A 16215-nucleotide genomic window follows, 5' to 3' on the forward strand; every position below is an offset into this window, starting at 1 on the left:
AGTGTCTTTGTCATTTTCGCCAATGGTCCGGGGACTTACTGCTGCCGGAAATGGAGTGCAGGAAAGGCATGGCACACAGGGTTGAACCTGATTTGGTATGATGTGTTCATCAGTATCGCGAAAGCGCTGTCAAATTAACGGGAGGAAGGTTCGTCATGTTCTACTCGCTCAGAAGCAGGCTGATCTTATTTTTTGTGTTGTTGTTCGTTTTGTCGTTCAGTGCATTGTCTCTTCTCATTTTTAACGAATCACGAACGATTATCCGTTCCTATATTGAATCGTCCGCGCTCGAGAAAATGAATGAATACGGTTCCTACATCGACATGGTGCAGACGCAAATTTACGACTTGGCTTCCCTGATCTTTAACAGCGACCAGACCGATACCTGGGATAACATCGCATCGGACACGTCGGCAACGGAAGGGGAGAAGATGCTTGCCCATATCCAGATGAGCAAGTTTCTGACGCAGACGACCAACAGTTATACCAGCATCTCATCGGTCGCGCTGTACCGCAGGGAAGGCTTGTGGGTCAGTATGGATAACCAGGTCATCAAGGAAAGCTCCTTTCTGGATCAGTCCTGGTACAAGCAGTTTCGGGACGAGACGGTCCGCTGGGTACCGGCGCACACCGACGATGTGGAATTGAAAATCCGCCGCAGCGACCATCCGGTCGTCAGCATGCTGATGCCGATCGGGGCATTTGAACCGAAGCAGGCGAAAACGGTTTTGAAGGTCAACGTAAGCTCTGATTATTTTCTGGAGCCGCTGAGCAGGATCCATTTGGGTGAGAGCGGGACGATGTATTTAATCGATCAGCATGGGAGCCCGCTCCTGACCCAAGCGGATTATGAAACGAGCGCCAATCTTGCCAAGAACGAGGTCGCCAGGGCGCAGGCAGGGCGAAGCAAGCAGGGCGTCGTCTATTTCCGGAACAGCCAGGGTGACGCGCAAATCCTCGTTTACAAAAAGCTGGCTCAAAACGGTTGGATGCTTGTTGGCATCGTCCCGGAGAGCGATCTGTATGCGCCGCTGCTTAAGCTGCGCAACAGTATTATAGTGCTGGCGGCGGCGCTGCTGCTGATCTCGCTCTTCATTGCATTCTGGCTGTCGAACGGGATTACGCGGCCGCTGTCGAGGCTTGTATCGGCCATGCGGCATGTGCAGCGGGGGGATTTTGACAGCGCGGAGAGCCGGCTGCCTCTGGAAGGCACCGTCCGAAATGAGGTCGGCTTTGCCACAGTGACGTTCCGCAACATGATCGGCAGGCTGCGGCAGCATATCAAAACCGAATTCGAACTGAAGCTGCTCCGGCAGCAGGCCGAATATAAGGCGCTGCTGATGCAGATTAATCCTCATTTTTTGTTCAATACGCTGGAGCTGCTCAGCAGCCTGGCGATGCAGAGGCGTACGGACGATACCGTGAAGGTTATCGAGTCGCTCGGCAAAATGCTGCGCTTCGGCTTGCGGATCAGCGACGATTTGGTCGCCTTGAAAGAGGAACTTAAATACGTTCATGATTATGCCTCTATCCTGCGCATCCGCTTCGGGGACCGCCTCTGGCTGTCTATGGAAGAGGAGGGGCTGCCGGAGCATGCCGCCTGCGTCAAGTTCGTCCTTCAGCCTTTGCTCGAGAACGCCGTAAAATACAGTTTTGCGCATCGGACTGAGGCGCGTGTATCCGTCAGGGTATATCGAGGGGACAGCCATGTGGTCATGTCCGTCACGGACAACGGGCCCGGGATGACGGAGGAACAGATCCGCGAGGTGCTGGAAGAAGCGGCCGCCGCCCGGCCGGACCAAATACTGGCCAGCCGGGAACGGCAGATCGGACTCGGGAACGTACTTGCGCGGTGCCAGCTGTATTATGGCTCGTTGTTCGAGGCTCATCTGGATTCAAAACCCGGCGGGGGAACGCGAATTGAACTGATGTTACCGATTAGGGAGGTGTATAACGATGTATCGCTTATTGATCGTGGATGACGAACCGGAGATCCGCCAGGGTCTGCGGCTCAAGATGGATGTGGACGGCCTTGGCATTGCGCTGGCTGGCGAAGCGTCGAACGGGGCGGAGGCGCTGTCCCTTCTGGAGAACGGTGATATTGAGATCGTCCTTACCGACATGAACATGCCGCTCATGGGCGGTGTGCAGTTTATGGAAGTGTGCAGGGAACGCTGCCCGAACGTCAGGGTCATCGTCATTACCGGCTATGAGGATTTTCAGTACGCTCGGGCTGCACTCCGCTTCCAGGCGAGCGAATACCTGCTGAAGCCGGTCGCCCGCGATGAGCTGAATTCCGTCCTGAAAAACGTCACCGCCGAGCTGAACCGGGATCGGGATAAAGCGCAGCTAGAGGCCAAAACCCAGTGGGAGCTGTCGCAATATTACAGGGAGATGAAGGAGCAATTTATCCTTCGGCTCGTCCGCTGGGAAACCGGGTCGGAGAGCACCGTTACGGACCACGCCCGTAGATTCGGGCTTGGCGGTTGGGATGAGCGTCAAGTGCGCTTTATGACCCTCGGCCTGAAAGTGAGGGATATCGGACATGCCCCGGATCGGGCACCCGATCAATTCCTCCTCCCGCTGGAAATGATCTGCCGTGAAAAGGCAGAAGACGCAGCTGGAACATGCGAGGCGTTCCGGGACGGGCATTATCCGGGGCTGATTCATGTGGTCACCGCGGAGTCCGTGGACTGGCTGTACTCTTTTGCAGATCACCTCCGGTCAGAAGTGAAGCGTATGCTTGGGTTTGAGCTGGGCTTCGGTATCGGCCAATCCGTAGCAGGCTTCAAGGCTTGGAAGGACGGCTACCTCTCATCGCTTGTGGCCTGGAACTATGCTGACAGCCGTTTGCCGGCCGAGACCCGTCTCCAATCCATCGACAAAACGTCCATAAGCGCGGATGAAATCAAAGTCATCGAACGGTACCTGGCCAAAGGTGAATATGCTGCGTTTGATCAGGCCGTCCGCCCCATTCTCCGACTGGCTTTTACAGGGCCTGCTGCCAGTAGGGTAAAAGTCATTTTTCAGTTGTACCTGGCTCTGGAGTCGGCAGCGAGCGATTTGCTCATCAGGATCGAGAGTGCAGAACAACTGTGGCTCCGGCCGGAGTTGGCCTATTCATTGGATTCGGTGGATAAGGCGTACTCGTACCTTGCAGGGATCGCCCGGAAAATCGCCAGACAGCGCGAAGAAGGCGCTGCCGATGCCGATGTCAACCTGATTGAATCCGTCCGCCGCTATATTGATGACCACTATGCATCAGACTTGAACTTGAGCGATATGGCTGCCCGTTTTAACTATCATCCTTCTTATTTCTCGGAATTGTTCAAGAAACGGGTCGGGCGAACCTTCATTCAGTACTTGACCGATGTGCGGATGACGCAGGCGATCCGGCTGCTGGAGGAGACCCAGCTCAGCCTGTGGGATATAGCCGAACTTACGGGCTTCAGCAATGCCAGCTACTTCAGCTCGAAATTCAAAAAGATATACGGCATTTCTCCTTCCGATTTCCGCGAGAGATGACCGAGAGAGTTACCTGAAAAAATTGATAGCGAAGTGCCGAAGAAATAGAATTCAGCGCGTGCCGCATCTTGCTTATGATGTTCTTACCAACATCAGAAGGAGGATTCGCGATGCGAACATCACGCAGGCTGCCGATCCATTCGCACAACCGTACGGCGTACGCTTTTTTGCTGCCATGGCTTATCGGCTTTTTTTGCCTCACGCTCGGACCGATGCTCGGCTCGCTGTATTTGTCGCTGACCAAATACAACTTGCTGCGTCCACCCGAATGGATCGGTTTCGCCAATTTCAAGCAGATTTTTACGAATGACGCGACGTTTACGCATTCGCTGCAGCTGACATTCGTGTACGTGCTGCTGTCCGTACCGCTCCGTATCATTTTTGCGCTGGTCGTGGCGCTGGCACTGAACAAGGGGATTCGTGGACTGGGCATCTACCGGACCGTCTATTACATTCCGTCCCTTCTCGGAGGAAGTGTTGCCATCTCCATCGTTTGGCGGCAAATCTTTGACAGCGAAGGCGTTATGAATGCGTTCCTTGGGTGGTTCGGCCTGGAAGGGCCAGCATGGATCGCCAACCCCGATTATCTGATTTATCCGATCGTCACGCTGTCGGTTTGGCAGTTCGGCTCGGCGATGGTCATCTTTTTAGCAGGCCTGAAGCAGGTGCCGGCCGATCTGTATGAAGCGTCCCAAGTAGATGGCGCCGGGAAAATACGCCAGTTTTTCAGCATATCGCTGCCGATGCTGACGCCTGTTCTCTTTTTTAATCTGATCATGAGCATTATCAACTCGTTTCAGGCGTTTACGCCGGCTTACGTCATCGGCGACGGTCACGGAGGACCGCTGGATGCCTCGATGTTCTACACGTTATACCTGTATTTGAAAGGCTTCTCCTATTTCGATATGGGATATGCATCGGCGCTGGCCTGGATCATGCTGCTCATTATTGCCGTCTTTACGGGCATTATCTTTGCCACGTCGCGCTTCTGGGTGTTCTACGGCGACGGGAAAGAGGGGAGATAAGCCATGCTGACGATGAAAGGAACTTACTCAAAGGCCATCAGGCATGTGCTGATCCTCCTGGTCGGACTGGCTATGCTGTATCCTGTATTGTGGCTGCTCAGCAGCTCCTTTAAGCCAAATCAAGCGATTTTTACCGATACCGGTTTATGGTCGCACAGCTTTACGTTCGATAATTACAAAAATGGCTGGAAGGGCTTTCAAGGCGTATCCTTCAGCCGCTTTTTCGGCAACTCGGCGCTCATCTCCATCCTCTGCGTGCTGGGTAACATCGTGACCTGCTCGCTTGCGGCCTACGCCTTTGCCCGGCTGGATTTCAAGCTGAAAAAAATATGGTTTGCACTGATGCTGGTGACGATCATGCTGCCTTATCATGTGACGCTTGTGCCGCAGTATATCATTTTCAGCAAATTGGGCTGGATTAACACGTTTGCGCCGCTGATCCTGCCCAAATGGCTGGCTCACGACTCTTTCTTTATCCTGCTGATGGTTCAGTTCATTCGCGGCATCCCGCGCGAGCTGGACGAGAGCGCGACGATCGATGGCTGCGGCCAGGGCAAGCTGTACCTGCGGATCATTCTGCCCCTGTTAACCCCGGCGCTGATCTCAACCGCGATCTTTACGTTTATCTGGACGTGGGACGATTTCTTCAGCCAGATGATTTACATCAGCGATATCAAGCTGTTTACCGTGCAGCTCGGCATCCGGGCGCTGTACGATCCGTCGGGCTCATCCGATTGGGGGGCGCTGCTCGCCATTTCCGTACTGTCGCTGCTCCCGATCACGCTGATTTTCCTGATGTTCCAGCGGTACTTCCTTGAAGGCATTGCGACGACAGGACTGAAATAACCCCTGCGCAGTTCTGAAGATACCGAATGAGGAGTGCAGCAGTCTGCGGCAGGAACGACAATTGTGCAAACGCTTCATAAAACTTATAGCGATGAAGGAGAAATGGAACATGAAAAAAAGATGGTTCATCTCTGTGCTGGCGGCCATGACCGTGATGCTGTCGGCATGCGGCAGTTCGGGTGGCCCGGCCGCATCCAGCGGATCCGGCGGGGAAGCGAATTCCGGAGGCGACCAAGTCGAGCTCAGGATGATGTGGTGGGGGGACCAGGCTCGGGCGGATTTGACGAATAAGGCGCTTGAGCTGTTCGAGCAGAAGCATCCGGATATTAAAGTCGTGGGCGAGTTCTCGCCGCAGGACGGTTATTTTGACAAGCTGAACACGCAGCTGGCTTCGGGAACAGCTCCGGACGTATTTTTTCTGGGAGGCAATGTGGTGGACTACGCCAACAAGGGCGTTCTGCTGGATCTCCAACCTTATAAAGGCAATGAGCTGAAGCTTGACGATATGGACACGACGATGGTGCAGTACGGAACGATCAACGGCAAGCTGGTTCATATTTCAGCAGGCGCCAACGCCCGCGGCATCGTTTTCAACAAGACGCTCTTTGAGAAAGCCGGCATCGGAGTGCCACAGGATGGCTGGAACTGGGAAGATTACGCCCGGATCAGCAAGGAAATTTCCGACAAGCTGGGTAAAGGCTACTATGGGACTTACAATTTCACAACCGACGGCATGGACATTTATTTGAAGCAGAACGGCAAGCAGCTGTATGACATGACAAACAACAAGCTTGGTTTTGAGGAAGCCGATATTCTGCCATGGTTCCAGTACTGGGATCAAACGTCGAAGGCAGGAGGCGTAGTCACGCCTGAGCTTCAGGTCTCCAATCCGGCGAATGATGCGAGCAAGTCTCTGATCATCAAAGGAAAAGTAGCAATGACCCTGCTTCCGTCCAATATGCTGGCCTCGTACCAAAGCCTGACCCAAGATGAGTTGACGATGGTGCAGGTACCGCGCGGTCCGAAAGGAACCGGCGTGGTGTTCGAATCCAGCCAGGGCATGTCCGGCTACGCGAAGACCCAGCATCCGAAGGAAGTGGCCGAGCTGATGGACTTTTGGATTAACGATCCGGAGGCTGTGAAAATACTCGGCAGCAACCGGGGCGTTCCAGTGACGGAGGAAGGCCGCAAGACGCTGGAGGCCGAGGCCAGCGCTGCCGACAAGATCGTCTATGACTTCACGAGCCGCGTGTCCGAAGCGAACAAGAAGGAGCCTTTTGCGATCAGCTACAACCCACCGGGGAACGCCGAGTTTATCAAGCTTGCGGATAATACGGTCCAGCTGATCGGCTTCGGGAAAGAAGGCGTGGAAAAAGCGGTGTCTGATTTCTATGCGGGTACAGTAAAAATTTTCCAAAGCAATCAATAAGTATTCGGCAGTATCCGGCATATCTGGCGATGACGCCGATCCCATAATCAATGGCCCCGAAAGGTCATCCGCTGCGGCAGAGACTTGGCGGGGCTTTTTTCTGATAGAAGAAACACGGAAAGCGAGGAGAATGATCGTGGATGAGAAGGCGCTGTTAGAAAAATTAAGGGCGGTGAACGTGGAACAGCGGATGGGAGAGCCCGGGAAAGCGCCGGACTTAGATGTTGCTGCCGAGTGGAAGCGGAGCGGTGTCCGGTTTGCCGCATCCGAAGGCAAGCTTGAAAGTGTCTATTACAAGGCGGTTCGCAGGCTGCTTGACTGCATCGCTATTGTTGGCGGCGTACCGATGCTGCAGGAAGGAGGGATATATCTTGGCTGCTGGCTCGAAAGCACCGGCACGATCAACGCGGAGCTGCTGTCACGTTTCCTGCCGAGCGTGGCGCAATCGACGTTCCGCTCCTTTGCGCTGCACCAGCGGGCCGATGGTCTGCTCCCTTACAAAATTACGGGCGACGGGCCGGCTTACCGCCAAATCCAGCTTGTTACCCCGCTTGCCCGCAGCGTCTGGAATCATTATTTGCTGCAAGGGCGGGACCATGCGTTTCTGCGGATGATGTACCAGGCGATGGAACGTTATGATGTCTGGTTGTCTGCTCAACGTAATACCCGGGGGACCGGCTGTGTCGAGGCATTTTCGGCTTTCGATACGGGCCATGATCTGTCGCCTCGCTTCTGGCATGTGCCGGACACGCCACACCATGGCGATCCGAGCCGGTTCGATTCCGATTCGCCAGTTTTACCGTTTCTGGCGCCGGACCTTACGGCGAACGTATATTGTCAGCGTTTGTATTTGGCCAAAATCGCCGAGGAGCTGGGCTTGCTTGGCGAGGGGTGGATTTCCAAAGCTAAGCAGAGCGCTGACAGCCTCTTCGGGTACTGTTTTGACGAGGAAGACGCCTTTTTCTACGACCGTGACCGTCAGAACCGATTTGTCCGTGTTCAGTCCGATGTTCTGCTGCGCGTACTCGCCTGTGAAGTCGGTGACCGTGAATTTTTTGATGCGATGCTGTCGCGTTACTTGCTGAATACGCGCAAGTTTTTTGCCAAATATCCGTTTACCTCCATTGCGATGGATGATCCGCGGTTCGACCCGTTCTCCAGCTACAACAGCTGGGCGGGGCCGTCCAACTTTCTCAGCCTGATCCGGGCACCGCATGCCTTTGAGCATCATCACCGGCATGTCGAGCTGACATGGGCCATGCAGCCGATCTTGTGTTCATTGGCCAGGGCCGAGCGTTTCGCGCAGACCATCAGTCCCTGGACAGGGAAAGAGGGTTTTACCGAAGCCTATTCGCCTGCCATCTTGTGCCTGCTCGACTACGTGGAACGGCTTAGCGGAATCCTGCCTAGACCCGATGGGGAAGTCTGGTTCACAGGGCTTCTCCCGTCTGCGATGGATCATGGAGAGGAGGTCGCCGGCGAGACGGCTTATGCACGATCCATAGACAGGGTGCTCTATGAGCTGGTCAATCTGCGTGACAAGTCGGTCATTTACCGGGAGGGTCAAGCCTATATGAAATTCCCTTCCGGCGTCCGGGTCGTTACGGACCGGGAGGGAAGCCTGCAGGGTATCCTTGGAATGAGTGTGCGGACGGTTCATGGCCCTTTGGAATGGGAAGGCCGGAGCATCCCTTTTTCGGTCAAAGGTAATGAGTATCTCAAGTACGGCGATGGAGAACTGAAACAAGCCAGAGATGTTGGCATCATTTATCCGACATATTCTTAAGGAGGTCTTGCCATGAAAAGGAAAGAGATTCAGATTCGGGACCCGTTTGTGTTACCCCTCCCAGAGGAAGGCAGATATTATTTATACGGGAGTACGGATGCTAACATTTGGGGGCCTGGAACCGGATTCGACGCCTATATCAGCAACGATCTGGAGGATTGGGACGGGCCGTACCCTGTATTCAGGCCCGGAGCCGATTTTTATTCCGATACGAATTTTTGGGCGCCTGAGGTTTATGCATTGCACGATAAATTCTATATGTTCGCCACGTTTCGCCGGCGCGACAACGGGCGTCTTGGCACGTCAGTTCTGTCGTCACCCGGTCCGCTGGGGCCATTCATGCCTCACAGCAGCGGCCCTGTCACTCCGGAAGCCTGGAGTTCACTGGATGGGAGCCTATTTATGGACCCAGAAGGGCAGCCATGGATGATCTTCTGCCACGAATGGCAGCAGGTCGGGGACGGTGAAGTGTGTGCGATGCGATTGAGCAGCGATTTATCCGAGCCGGCCGGAGAACCAATCACGCTGTTTCGGGCATCTGAAGCGCCGTGGACGACGCCCTACGAGTCGCCGCGATATAAGGAAACGGTCAATTATGTCACGGACGGCCCCTTTTTGTTCCGCGGTGAATCCGGTCATGTATACATGTTGTGGGCCAGCTTTATCGACAACTGGTATGCGCTGGGTGTTGCGCGCTCGGCGACAGGGGGCGTCACCGGACCATGGATACATCAGCCGGAAGCACTGTATCGGAATGACGGAGGACATGGCATGGTATTCCGGACGTTTGACAGTAAGCTTGTATTGACCCTCCATGCTCCCAACCGTACACCTGACGAGCGCCCGTTATTTCTGCGGATTGAGGAAGCAGAGGGATTCATTCAGCATCGCTGAAAATTGATGAATTCAATCATATGAAAGAAAGACTCCGCCAGTCATGCTGGCAGAGTCTTTATGAATGAACCCATTGAACGCGTTTGACGGTCCAAAAGGGGACGATGACAGGTTTACGGTCATTAGAAACGATAACGAATGTCCGGGGGTCGTCGGTTCTATGGCAAACTCCGGTATAGAACTCTCCGCTCACCAGATGAATCGTAATTTCTGTATTCGTTTCAGCTGCAGAAAGAATCATTTCCTTATTCAAATTGGAATGGTCACCCCCATACACAATCGTTAATCAACTATAATTAAACAGAATTCCGGAAATTAATCAAGATTTTTGTCGAATTATTAGAAAATCTTTGTACAATGTACATTCAACGGAGCCGGACCGCATTTAGAAGGTGTTTTTCTGGCGAATCTTGCGATCAGAGGCAGCCAAGTCCCGGATACATGTACTTTCATATATTTTAAAAAAAGAGCCGACTACTTCCTGTAAAGGGAGCAGCAGCTCATAAGAAATTACTTCACTTCGGCAATCTTGTTGAACAGATCGCGGAATATGGCATCCCGGTTCACATGGTAAATATAACGGATCTGATGCCGCGTAGGGTCATTCACCCAACGGAAATCTTCGGAAATTCGCGGGCTGGGAACCAAAATGCTGGGGCAGGCTTCCGGAACAGCCAGCCAGGCGATGACAGAGATGTCCCAGATGACGCGGGAATACGCGTAATGATCCGGCGAACAATTCCGGTACGTGTTGTAGAGATATTGTCCCACTTCTCCCTTATGCTTCATATGGGTTTCCAGTTCTGAGAGGGTCGTCAGGAGATGAGATGCCGTTCCCATGCACGGGACGAGAACAAGAGGGACACCGCAGCCGAGCAGCAGCCTTGAGCCATGCAGATCCTGCGCGAGGTTGAACTCGCGCGTATCCGGCCAATGCAGCGAATGGCCGCCCAGCCATACGACGACGATCCGGTTGATAATCTCCGGTTCCAGCAGAATGGCCGAGGCCACATTCGTGATGGCTCCGATCGCAACGACATACAGCGGATCGTCCGGTGAAGAGGCCAGAGCCCGTTGGACCAAATCCCGTGCCGCATCGCTGTCCACAGGCACATCAGCGCCGGGAAGATAGCTCGCTGATCCCCGGTGAACGGGGATATCCTCCCGCTGGGCAAGCTGCCGGATTTTCAAGATCTCCTGGTAGCTTTTTTCCATACCGTCCAATGGGCTTTCCGACAGTTCGTTGTAAAAAGGCGCGGCATACAAGGCCTCAACAGTAACGCTGGTGCCTGATTTCATGGCATAGATGACAGCGAACTGATCATCGATTTCGTTAAAGGTGTCCGTATCCAAAACGATTCTTACCGGTCTTCCGGGATGCTGCAGCCGCCTGATTCGCTCATCGTCTGTGATCTGAGGAAATGTGGTCACGCTTTACGTCCTCCTATTCTCCACTGCATGATTTGGACTTCCAGCTTTAACCTCAATATATCACAGAAACGAAGGGCAAGTCGGTTAAATGCAGCTAAATTTTCAACTTTGTAGGTAACGGATCATCCCCGGAACTTACAAGTCTGTAAGATAGGTGTAAGTGAAATCAATAGGTGGCAAGCCGGTTCACATGTATACTTTGATTAAATAAGGAAAGGGAAAGTGAAGGTGAACCGTAATGGAAGACAAACAAGAAAACCATCTACTAAATATCGCACTTTACGTCATGCTTTTTATCATTCTGATTTCCTGCTTCGGGCGGCTGATCGATCACTCGGTCTACTTTGCTGAGAATGCTCTAGGTATGCTGGTACGAATCATGGAACGAATTTTATCCTTTTGAGTCCTAGAGATTGAATCATTTGAATCAATAATCTATAACTGCGAACCGTCGCAGCTTTTTTGTGCAGATCATTTTAAGGTGGAATAGGGATTGGGGAAATAGAAACGGGGGTCAGCAGGGCACGACATCTCCGTTAAAAAAGGGTAAGCCATTAGGCTTACCCTTTTTGCAGATGATTCGAGTTATACCCGGAACTTGCTGATGATTTGCGACAGGTTGCGCGCCATCGTCAGAAGCTGCTCGGAAGAGCTCGCGATTTCTTCCATCGATGCGAGCTGCTCCTCGGAAGAAGCCGCAACGCGCTGTGTTTGCATGGCGGAGGAGGTGGTGATGCGCTCCAGCTCTTCCAGCGAAGCCGCAATTTCCTCGCTGCCCGCGGACATCTGCTCCGAAGCGGCAGATACTTCCTGGACCTGGGCGGATACTTCGCGGATGGCCTGCACGATGGCCCGGAAACTGTCGCCGGCCTGCAGCGCGATCTGCGTACCCATGCGGGCCTCGTCGGAAGAACGCTGGAGGGAAGCTACCGCCTCATTCGTCCGGTCTCCGATGCCTTCGAGGATTTCTTTCACCTGCTCGGACGAATTTTTCGACTGCTCTGCAAGCTTGCGGATTTGCTGGGCGACCACAGCAAATCCGCGGCCGTGCTCGCCAGCCCGGGCCGCTTCGATGGAAGCGTTAAGGGCCAGCAGGTTCGTCTGGTTGGCCACATCCGCAATGAGGGCCAGAATTCCCCCGATTTGCCGACTCAGCTCTTCCAGCTCCCGCATGGTTCCAACGGAATCAGACAAATTGTTCTCAATCGTCTGCATCTGCTCCAGTGATTTCTTCATGACGGATTCGCCTTCAACCGCGCGCTCGGTCGTATTCGCAGCAAGATCCGAGACAACGCTGGAGGACTCGGCGATGCGCTGGATGCCCACGGCCATTTCAGACATGGCCCGCTGGCATTCCGTCGAGCTATGAAGCTGCGTCTCCGAATCGGCCGCGACCTGGCTGATCGCTTCGGTAATTTCGTTAGTGGCCTGCGCCGTTTGCTGGGCACTTTCCTGCATCAGCTTGGCTTCATCGGTAACTTCGCGGGAAGTATGCTGAACATTGCCAGCCAGCTCACGCAAACTCGAAACCATACTATTAAACGCATCTGCCGCTTGGCCGATCTCGTTTCTGCTTTTGACCGGGATACTGACGGTCAAATCGCCTTCGGCAGCCAATTGGGACACTTCCGCCAGTCGGCGAAGGGGTTTAAGGGCATATCGGACAGCAACCGATACGATAATGATGGCTGCGACGAGGAACACGGCTCCACCCGCCAGGCTTGTCCAAAGGATTTCGGAGAGGCGCGTCTGAATTCCGTCATAGTCGAAATCGATGCCGAAGACCGAGACGATGTTCCCTTGTTCATCTGTCACGGCTGAAAGATAGGTCACCCAGGTCCCCAACTCGTCGTCGTAAGGAACGGTTACGGCCGAGCCTTCTTTTATCGTCTGATCAAAAGCATGTTCAAAATAAGCAGGCATCACGTATTCCGTTCCCGGCTGCAGCATTTGATCATCCGGGCCCTGCAAATTCATAACGGCTCTGTTACCGTTGCGTTCCATTTTTTCTGTAGTCAGAATATAGGCGTTGCCAATGCCTTGGTCTTTGCTAACCATCGCCTTCAGCTGACTGCGAATGACCTGAAAAGGCTCCGTATCCGTCGGCTCATGATTAGCTACCGCTTTGGCAATCTGCTTCACTTGGCTTATATTGGTATCCAGCTGGGACTCAAGAACGCTTCCGAGCCCTTCAAACCGTTCCTGGAACAGACTTTTCTGCTCATTATAGGAGATCCACGTTTGAGCGCTGATCACGACGACGAACAGAACGGCCAGCAGCAGCGTGCTCAGCGCCATTAAACTCCGGAATCTAAATATCTTCTTTGATTTCACGTTTGTGCACCCTCTCGGATTGGAATAACCAATATATCGGTACCATGCACTCGTTTATTTAGTGGAGAAACCGGGGGGGGGCAGAGGTAATATATTCCACCCAGGAGGCGGTTCAACATTCCGGATTTCTGACCTTTGTCATGACTTCGAAACGGCTGAAGGAGGATATCCTTTGATCGACTTAAATACGTTGCTGAAATACGATATATCATGGAATCCGCAGCGGTCCGCAACCTGGGTCACGGTGAAGCCTCCGGTGGACAAGAGCATTTCCGCTTGATTAATCCGGATCTGGTTCACATATTCCTTGAAGGAATATCCTGTGACTTGTTTGAACAATTTGCCGAAATAAACGGGGTTCAGGTTGACGATATCCGCCATCCCACTTAAATGCAGATCCTCCGGATAATGGTCGATAATATATTCGAGCACCTTGTTGACGCGTGGATCAACAGGATGATGTCCGGCGCTGCGGTAGGTATTGGTGATGAGGACATGATGGACGATAAGCATAAACAGCGCTCTTGCATGCATGATATAGCCCGGATGCTTGCGCATCCACACCTGGGTGAACTGCTTGATGTAACCCAGGATTTCGCTCGTGATGAGGTTTTTCGTAACGGTCTGAAGTGGAAGCGCTTCCGATCTGCCGGGAGCAAGCCATTTGAAGTTGAATGCGTAAGAGTGCATTGGACAGTCCGTAAAGGTGTAAGCTTCGCGAACGCTGCCTACGGGTATGTAAATCACATCCCCGGCTTCCACCGTATATTTAACGCCATTAATAAAATAATTGGATTTCCCTTCGACAACAAACGTCAAATCCTGAAAATTGATCGTCTGGCGAATAATTTCCCATTGTGGGAAACAGCGCCTGTCCACGAAGAAAACAACGTCTGGAACGAGATTTTGCAGCCTTTTCAAATCCATGCGGAATCCCCCTTGTTCCGTTTTATCCACATTCGGACGGCATGATGAAAACTATATTTAATAATTACAAATAATATTTAGTTGCTCTATGGATTCTAAAAATGGTTTACTTTTATAATAAGCATAGTTGTAATAAAGAAATTCAGTCATCATTAGTTATTGCAAGCCGGATTACAGGCTTATGAATGTGAAAATTCCTGTTTACTTGTTACAAACTTTATTATAGTTTAGTGGAGCATACTTGAGTACCATATCATGAATGGTGCGTTCGATTCAAACCGTTTTTGTAAGCGATTACCGAATCATTTAGCTCTCAGGCTTGCTGTGGTTGCTTGCCGGGATTGTCATGTTCAGAAAACGTTTTTGGTGAGACAGCGTCAATAAATTTTTTATGGATAAGGGGTTCGCATGACAAAGGATACGATGCTACAGGAACTATTAAACTTGGAAGCCCATCTGAAAGAAATCACCCATGGCCTTCGGCAGATTGACGGCACGTGGAGTGAGCATTTTGACCCGGCTGATCCGGACGATATGTATCTGTGTTCGACATTCGCCAAAGTGGAAGACGAGCTATCCGCCGTCCGCCGCCTGATTCAAGGCATTGGGGCACGCGTGATTGCCCAAGGTACGTTGATAAAGACCGCTGATGGACAGTATACAGTCGGAAACACGGGTATCATGTTAACTGCAGGTTCTGCCGTCGAGGTCTTGTTCCGCAGTTCGGAGCAGGATGCCGAATGGATTGAAAGCGGTGTCGAATTATGCGGTGAGGAGTATGCATTAACGGGTTTTCCCAGACTTGACTTAGAGGGTCTAACGGTAAGGGTCAAACAGTATCCCTCCGAATAGAGATCGCTGCGGTGTATAACACGCTCACGTTTGTCACGAGAAGATCGGATGTGCTAGAATGGCAGCAGCTTTAAGCACTGGGAATGAGGGGGCAGCGTGAGTGGAAGTTATGTTAACTCAAGTAAACACCGAAGAGGAGATTGCGGCACTGGCTGATCTGGCCTATGGGATTTGGCACGAATACTTTATCCGCATCATCACACGGGATCAAATCAAGTACATGGTCGACAAATTTCAATCGGTTCCCGCGATAACCGACCAAATTCAACATCAAGGATACGAGTATTTCTTTATCAATGTTGACGGGGCTCATGCTGGATATATCGGAGTCAAGCAGGAAGAGGGCAAGCTGTTCCTGAGCAAATTGTACATTGCCAAGGAGTACAGGGGGCATGGGTACGCAAGCCGGGCTATGGAGTTTCTGACAACTCTATGCAAAGATCGGTGCTTAAGCGCCATCTGGCTTACCGTGAACCGGCATAACGACTCGACGATTGCGGTGTATGAGAAAAAAGGGTTTAAAACCGTGCGCACGCAAGTGGCCGATATCGGAAACGGTTTTGTCATGGACGATTATGTGATGGAAAAGCCGATCGTGTAAAACGAATGAAAGCACCCTGCGGGTGCTTTTTTTGCTGTTCACAGCGTCTTGATATACCAGGCGTCACAGGCAAAATGTTCGGTCGCGCTCAGCGGCTTGTCCATCGGAACAAACCCGTGCTTGAGATAAAATTTGTTGGCCGCCGTCATGTTGTGGAATGTTTCCAGGTAGCACTGCTCGTAATGCTCTTTGGCAAAATCGAGCGCAACCCGCAGCAGCTCCGCCGCGATCCCCGTTCCCCTGGCTTCTTGGCAGGCGTACATTTTCTGCAGTTCGCAAATGTGCGGGAAACCTGGCACAGGTCCAATGCCGCATCCGGCGGCAATACGGCCCTCATCTTCGGCCACCCAATATTTTGATCCTTCAGGGCGATATACGTGATAAAAGTTACCTAAATCGGGATCGGCCCAGGCGGTTCCGGGCTTGTTCGCACCAAACTCAATCAAGCATGTCCGGATTAGCTGCTCGACCGGCTTATTATCTTTTTCCTCGATTTCTCGGATGATCATGATGACAACCTCCATTACTGAAAACCAATCTACCGTACTATCATACGACCTAACCT

Annotated in this window: 13 protein-coding genes; 9 read left to right on the forward strand and 4 right to left on the reverse strand. The window is 52.4% G+C overall.

Going from position 1 to position 16215, the window contains the following annotated elements:
• The first annotated feature begins 155 nt into the window (after nucleotides 1–155).
• From MKY74_RS19370 to MKY74_RS19400, 7 genes are all read left to right on the forward strand, one after another.
• The gene (locus MKY74_RS19370) at nucleotides 156–1982 is read left to right on the forward strand and encodes a cache domain-containing sensor histidine kinase (RefSeq protein WP_076166209.1); all 1827 of its coding nucleotides are present in this window, start codon (nucleotides 156–158) and stop codon (nucleotides 1980–1982) included.
• Nucleotides 1957–3525 carry a helix-turn-helix domain-containing protein gene (locus MKY74_RS19375; RefSeq protein WP_076166205.1) on the forward strand — a complete coding sequence of 523 codons (1569 nt, stop codon included), beginning with the start codon at nucleotides 1957–1959 and terminating at the stop codon, nucleotides 3523–3525. Before MKY74_RS19370 ends, MKY74_RS19375 begins: the two co-directional genes overlap by 26 nt.
• Nucleotides 3526–3635: 110 nt before the next feature.
• A complete protein-coding gene (locus MKY74_RS19380) occupies nucleotides 3636–4550 on the forward strand; it encodes a carbohydrate ABC transporter permease (RefSeq protein ID WP_076166202.1) in 915 nt (304 codons plus the stop codon).
• Nucleotides 4551–4562: 12 nt separating this feature from the next.
• Entirely contained in the window at nucleotides 4563–5396 is an 834-nt protein-coding gene (locus tag MKY74_RS19385; protein WP_076169332.1) for a carbohydrate ABC transporter permease, read from the forward strand.
• A gap of 109 nt (nucleotides 5397–5505) precedes the next feature.
• Complete coding sequence (locus MKY74_RS19390; RefSeq protein WP_076166199.1) at nucleotides 5506–6825, forward strand: ABC transporter substrate-binding protein; 1320 nt, start codon at nucleotides 5506–5508, stop codon at nucleotides 6823–6825.
• Between the two features lie 130 nt (nucleotides 6826–6955).
• Nucleotides 6956–8611 (forward strand): MGH1-like glycoside hydrolase domain-containing protein, encoded by a 1656-nt coding sequence (locus tag MKY74_RS19395; protein ID WP_076166196.1) that lies wholly within the window; start codon nucleotides 6956–6958, stop codon nucleotides 8609–8611.
• 12 nt (nucleotides 8612–8623) lie between these two features.
• Nucleotides 8624–9505: a glycoside hydrolase family 43 protein gene (locus MKY74_RS19400; protein WP_076166193.1), complete on the forward strand. Its 882-nt coding sequence runs from the start codon at nucleotides 8624–8626 to the stop codon at nucleotides 9503–9505.
• A gap of 510 nt (nucleotides 9506–10015) precedes the next feature.
• Here MKY74_RS19400 and MKY74_RS19405 read toward each other — a convergent pair.
• From MKY74_RS19405 to MKY74_RS19415, 3 genes are all read right to left on the reverse strand, one after another.
• On the reverse strand, nucleotides 10016–10936 hold the full coding sequence (locus MKY74_RS19405; RefSeq protein WP_076166190.1) for a nucleoside hydrolase: 921 nt from the start codon (nucleotides 10934–10936) through the stop codon (nucleotides 10016–10018).
• Between the two features lie 585 nt (nucleotides 10937–11521).
• Nucleotides 11522–13270, reverse strand: a complete 1749-nt coding sequence (locus MKY74_RS19410; protein ID WP_143811847.1) for a methyl-accepting chemotaxis protein — start codon at nucleotides 13268–13270, stop codon at nucleotides 11522–11524.
• A gap of 138 nt (nucleotides 13271–13408) precedes the next feature.
• Nucleotides 13409–14197 carry an AraC family transcriptional regulator gene (locus MKY74_RS19415; protein WP_179231958.1) on the reverse strand — a complete coding sequence of 263 codons (789 nt, stop codon included), beginning with the start codon at nucleotides 14195–14197 and terminating at the stop codon, nucleotides 13409–13411.
• A 408-nt stretch (nucleotides 14198–14605) separates the two neighbouring features.
• On the opposite strand from MKY74_RS19415, the gene MKY74_RS19420 reads away from it, so the two are divergent.
• Both MKY74_RS19420 and MKY74_RS19425 read left to right on the forward strand, forming a co-directional pair.
• Nucleotides 14606–15049 (forward strand): DUF5348 domain-containing protein, encoded by a 444-nt coding sequence (locus tag MKY74_RS19420; protein ID WP_076166183.1) that lies wholly within the window; start codon nucleotides 14606–14608, stop codon nucleotides 15047–15049.
• Between the two features lie 109 nt (nucleotides 15050–15158).
• The gene (locus tag MKY74_RS19425) at nucleotides 15159–15650 is read left to right on the forward strand and encodes a GNAT family N-acetyltransferase (protein WP_341013963.1); all 492 of its coding nucleotides are present in this window, start codon (nucleotides 15159–15161) and stop codon (nucleotides 15648–15650) included.
• 38 nt (nucleotides 15651–15688) lie between these two features.
• On the opposite strand, the gene MKY74_RS19430 is transcribed toward MKY74_RS19425, so the two are convergent.
• Entirely contained in the window at nucleotides 15689–16159 is a 471-nt protein-coding gene (locus MKY74_RS19430) for a GNAT family N-acetyltransferase (protein ID WP_076166176.1), read from the reverse strand.
• Between the last annotated feature and the right edge of the window lie 56 nt (nucleotides 16160–16215).

The organism is Paenibacillus sp. FSL R5-0378 (assembly GCF_038009285.1).
Lineage (GTDB): Bacteria > Bacillota > Bacilli > Paenibacillales > Paenibacillaceae > Paenibacillus_AQ > Paenibacillus_AQ favisporus.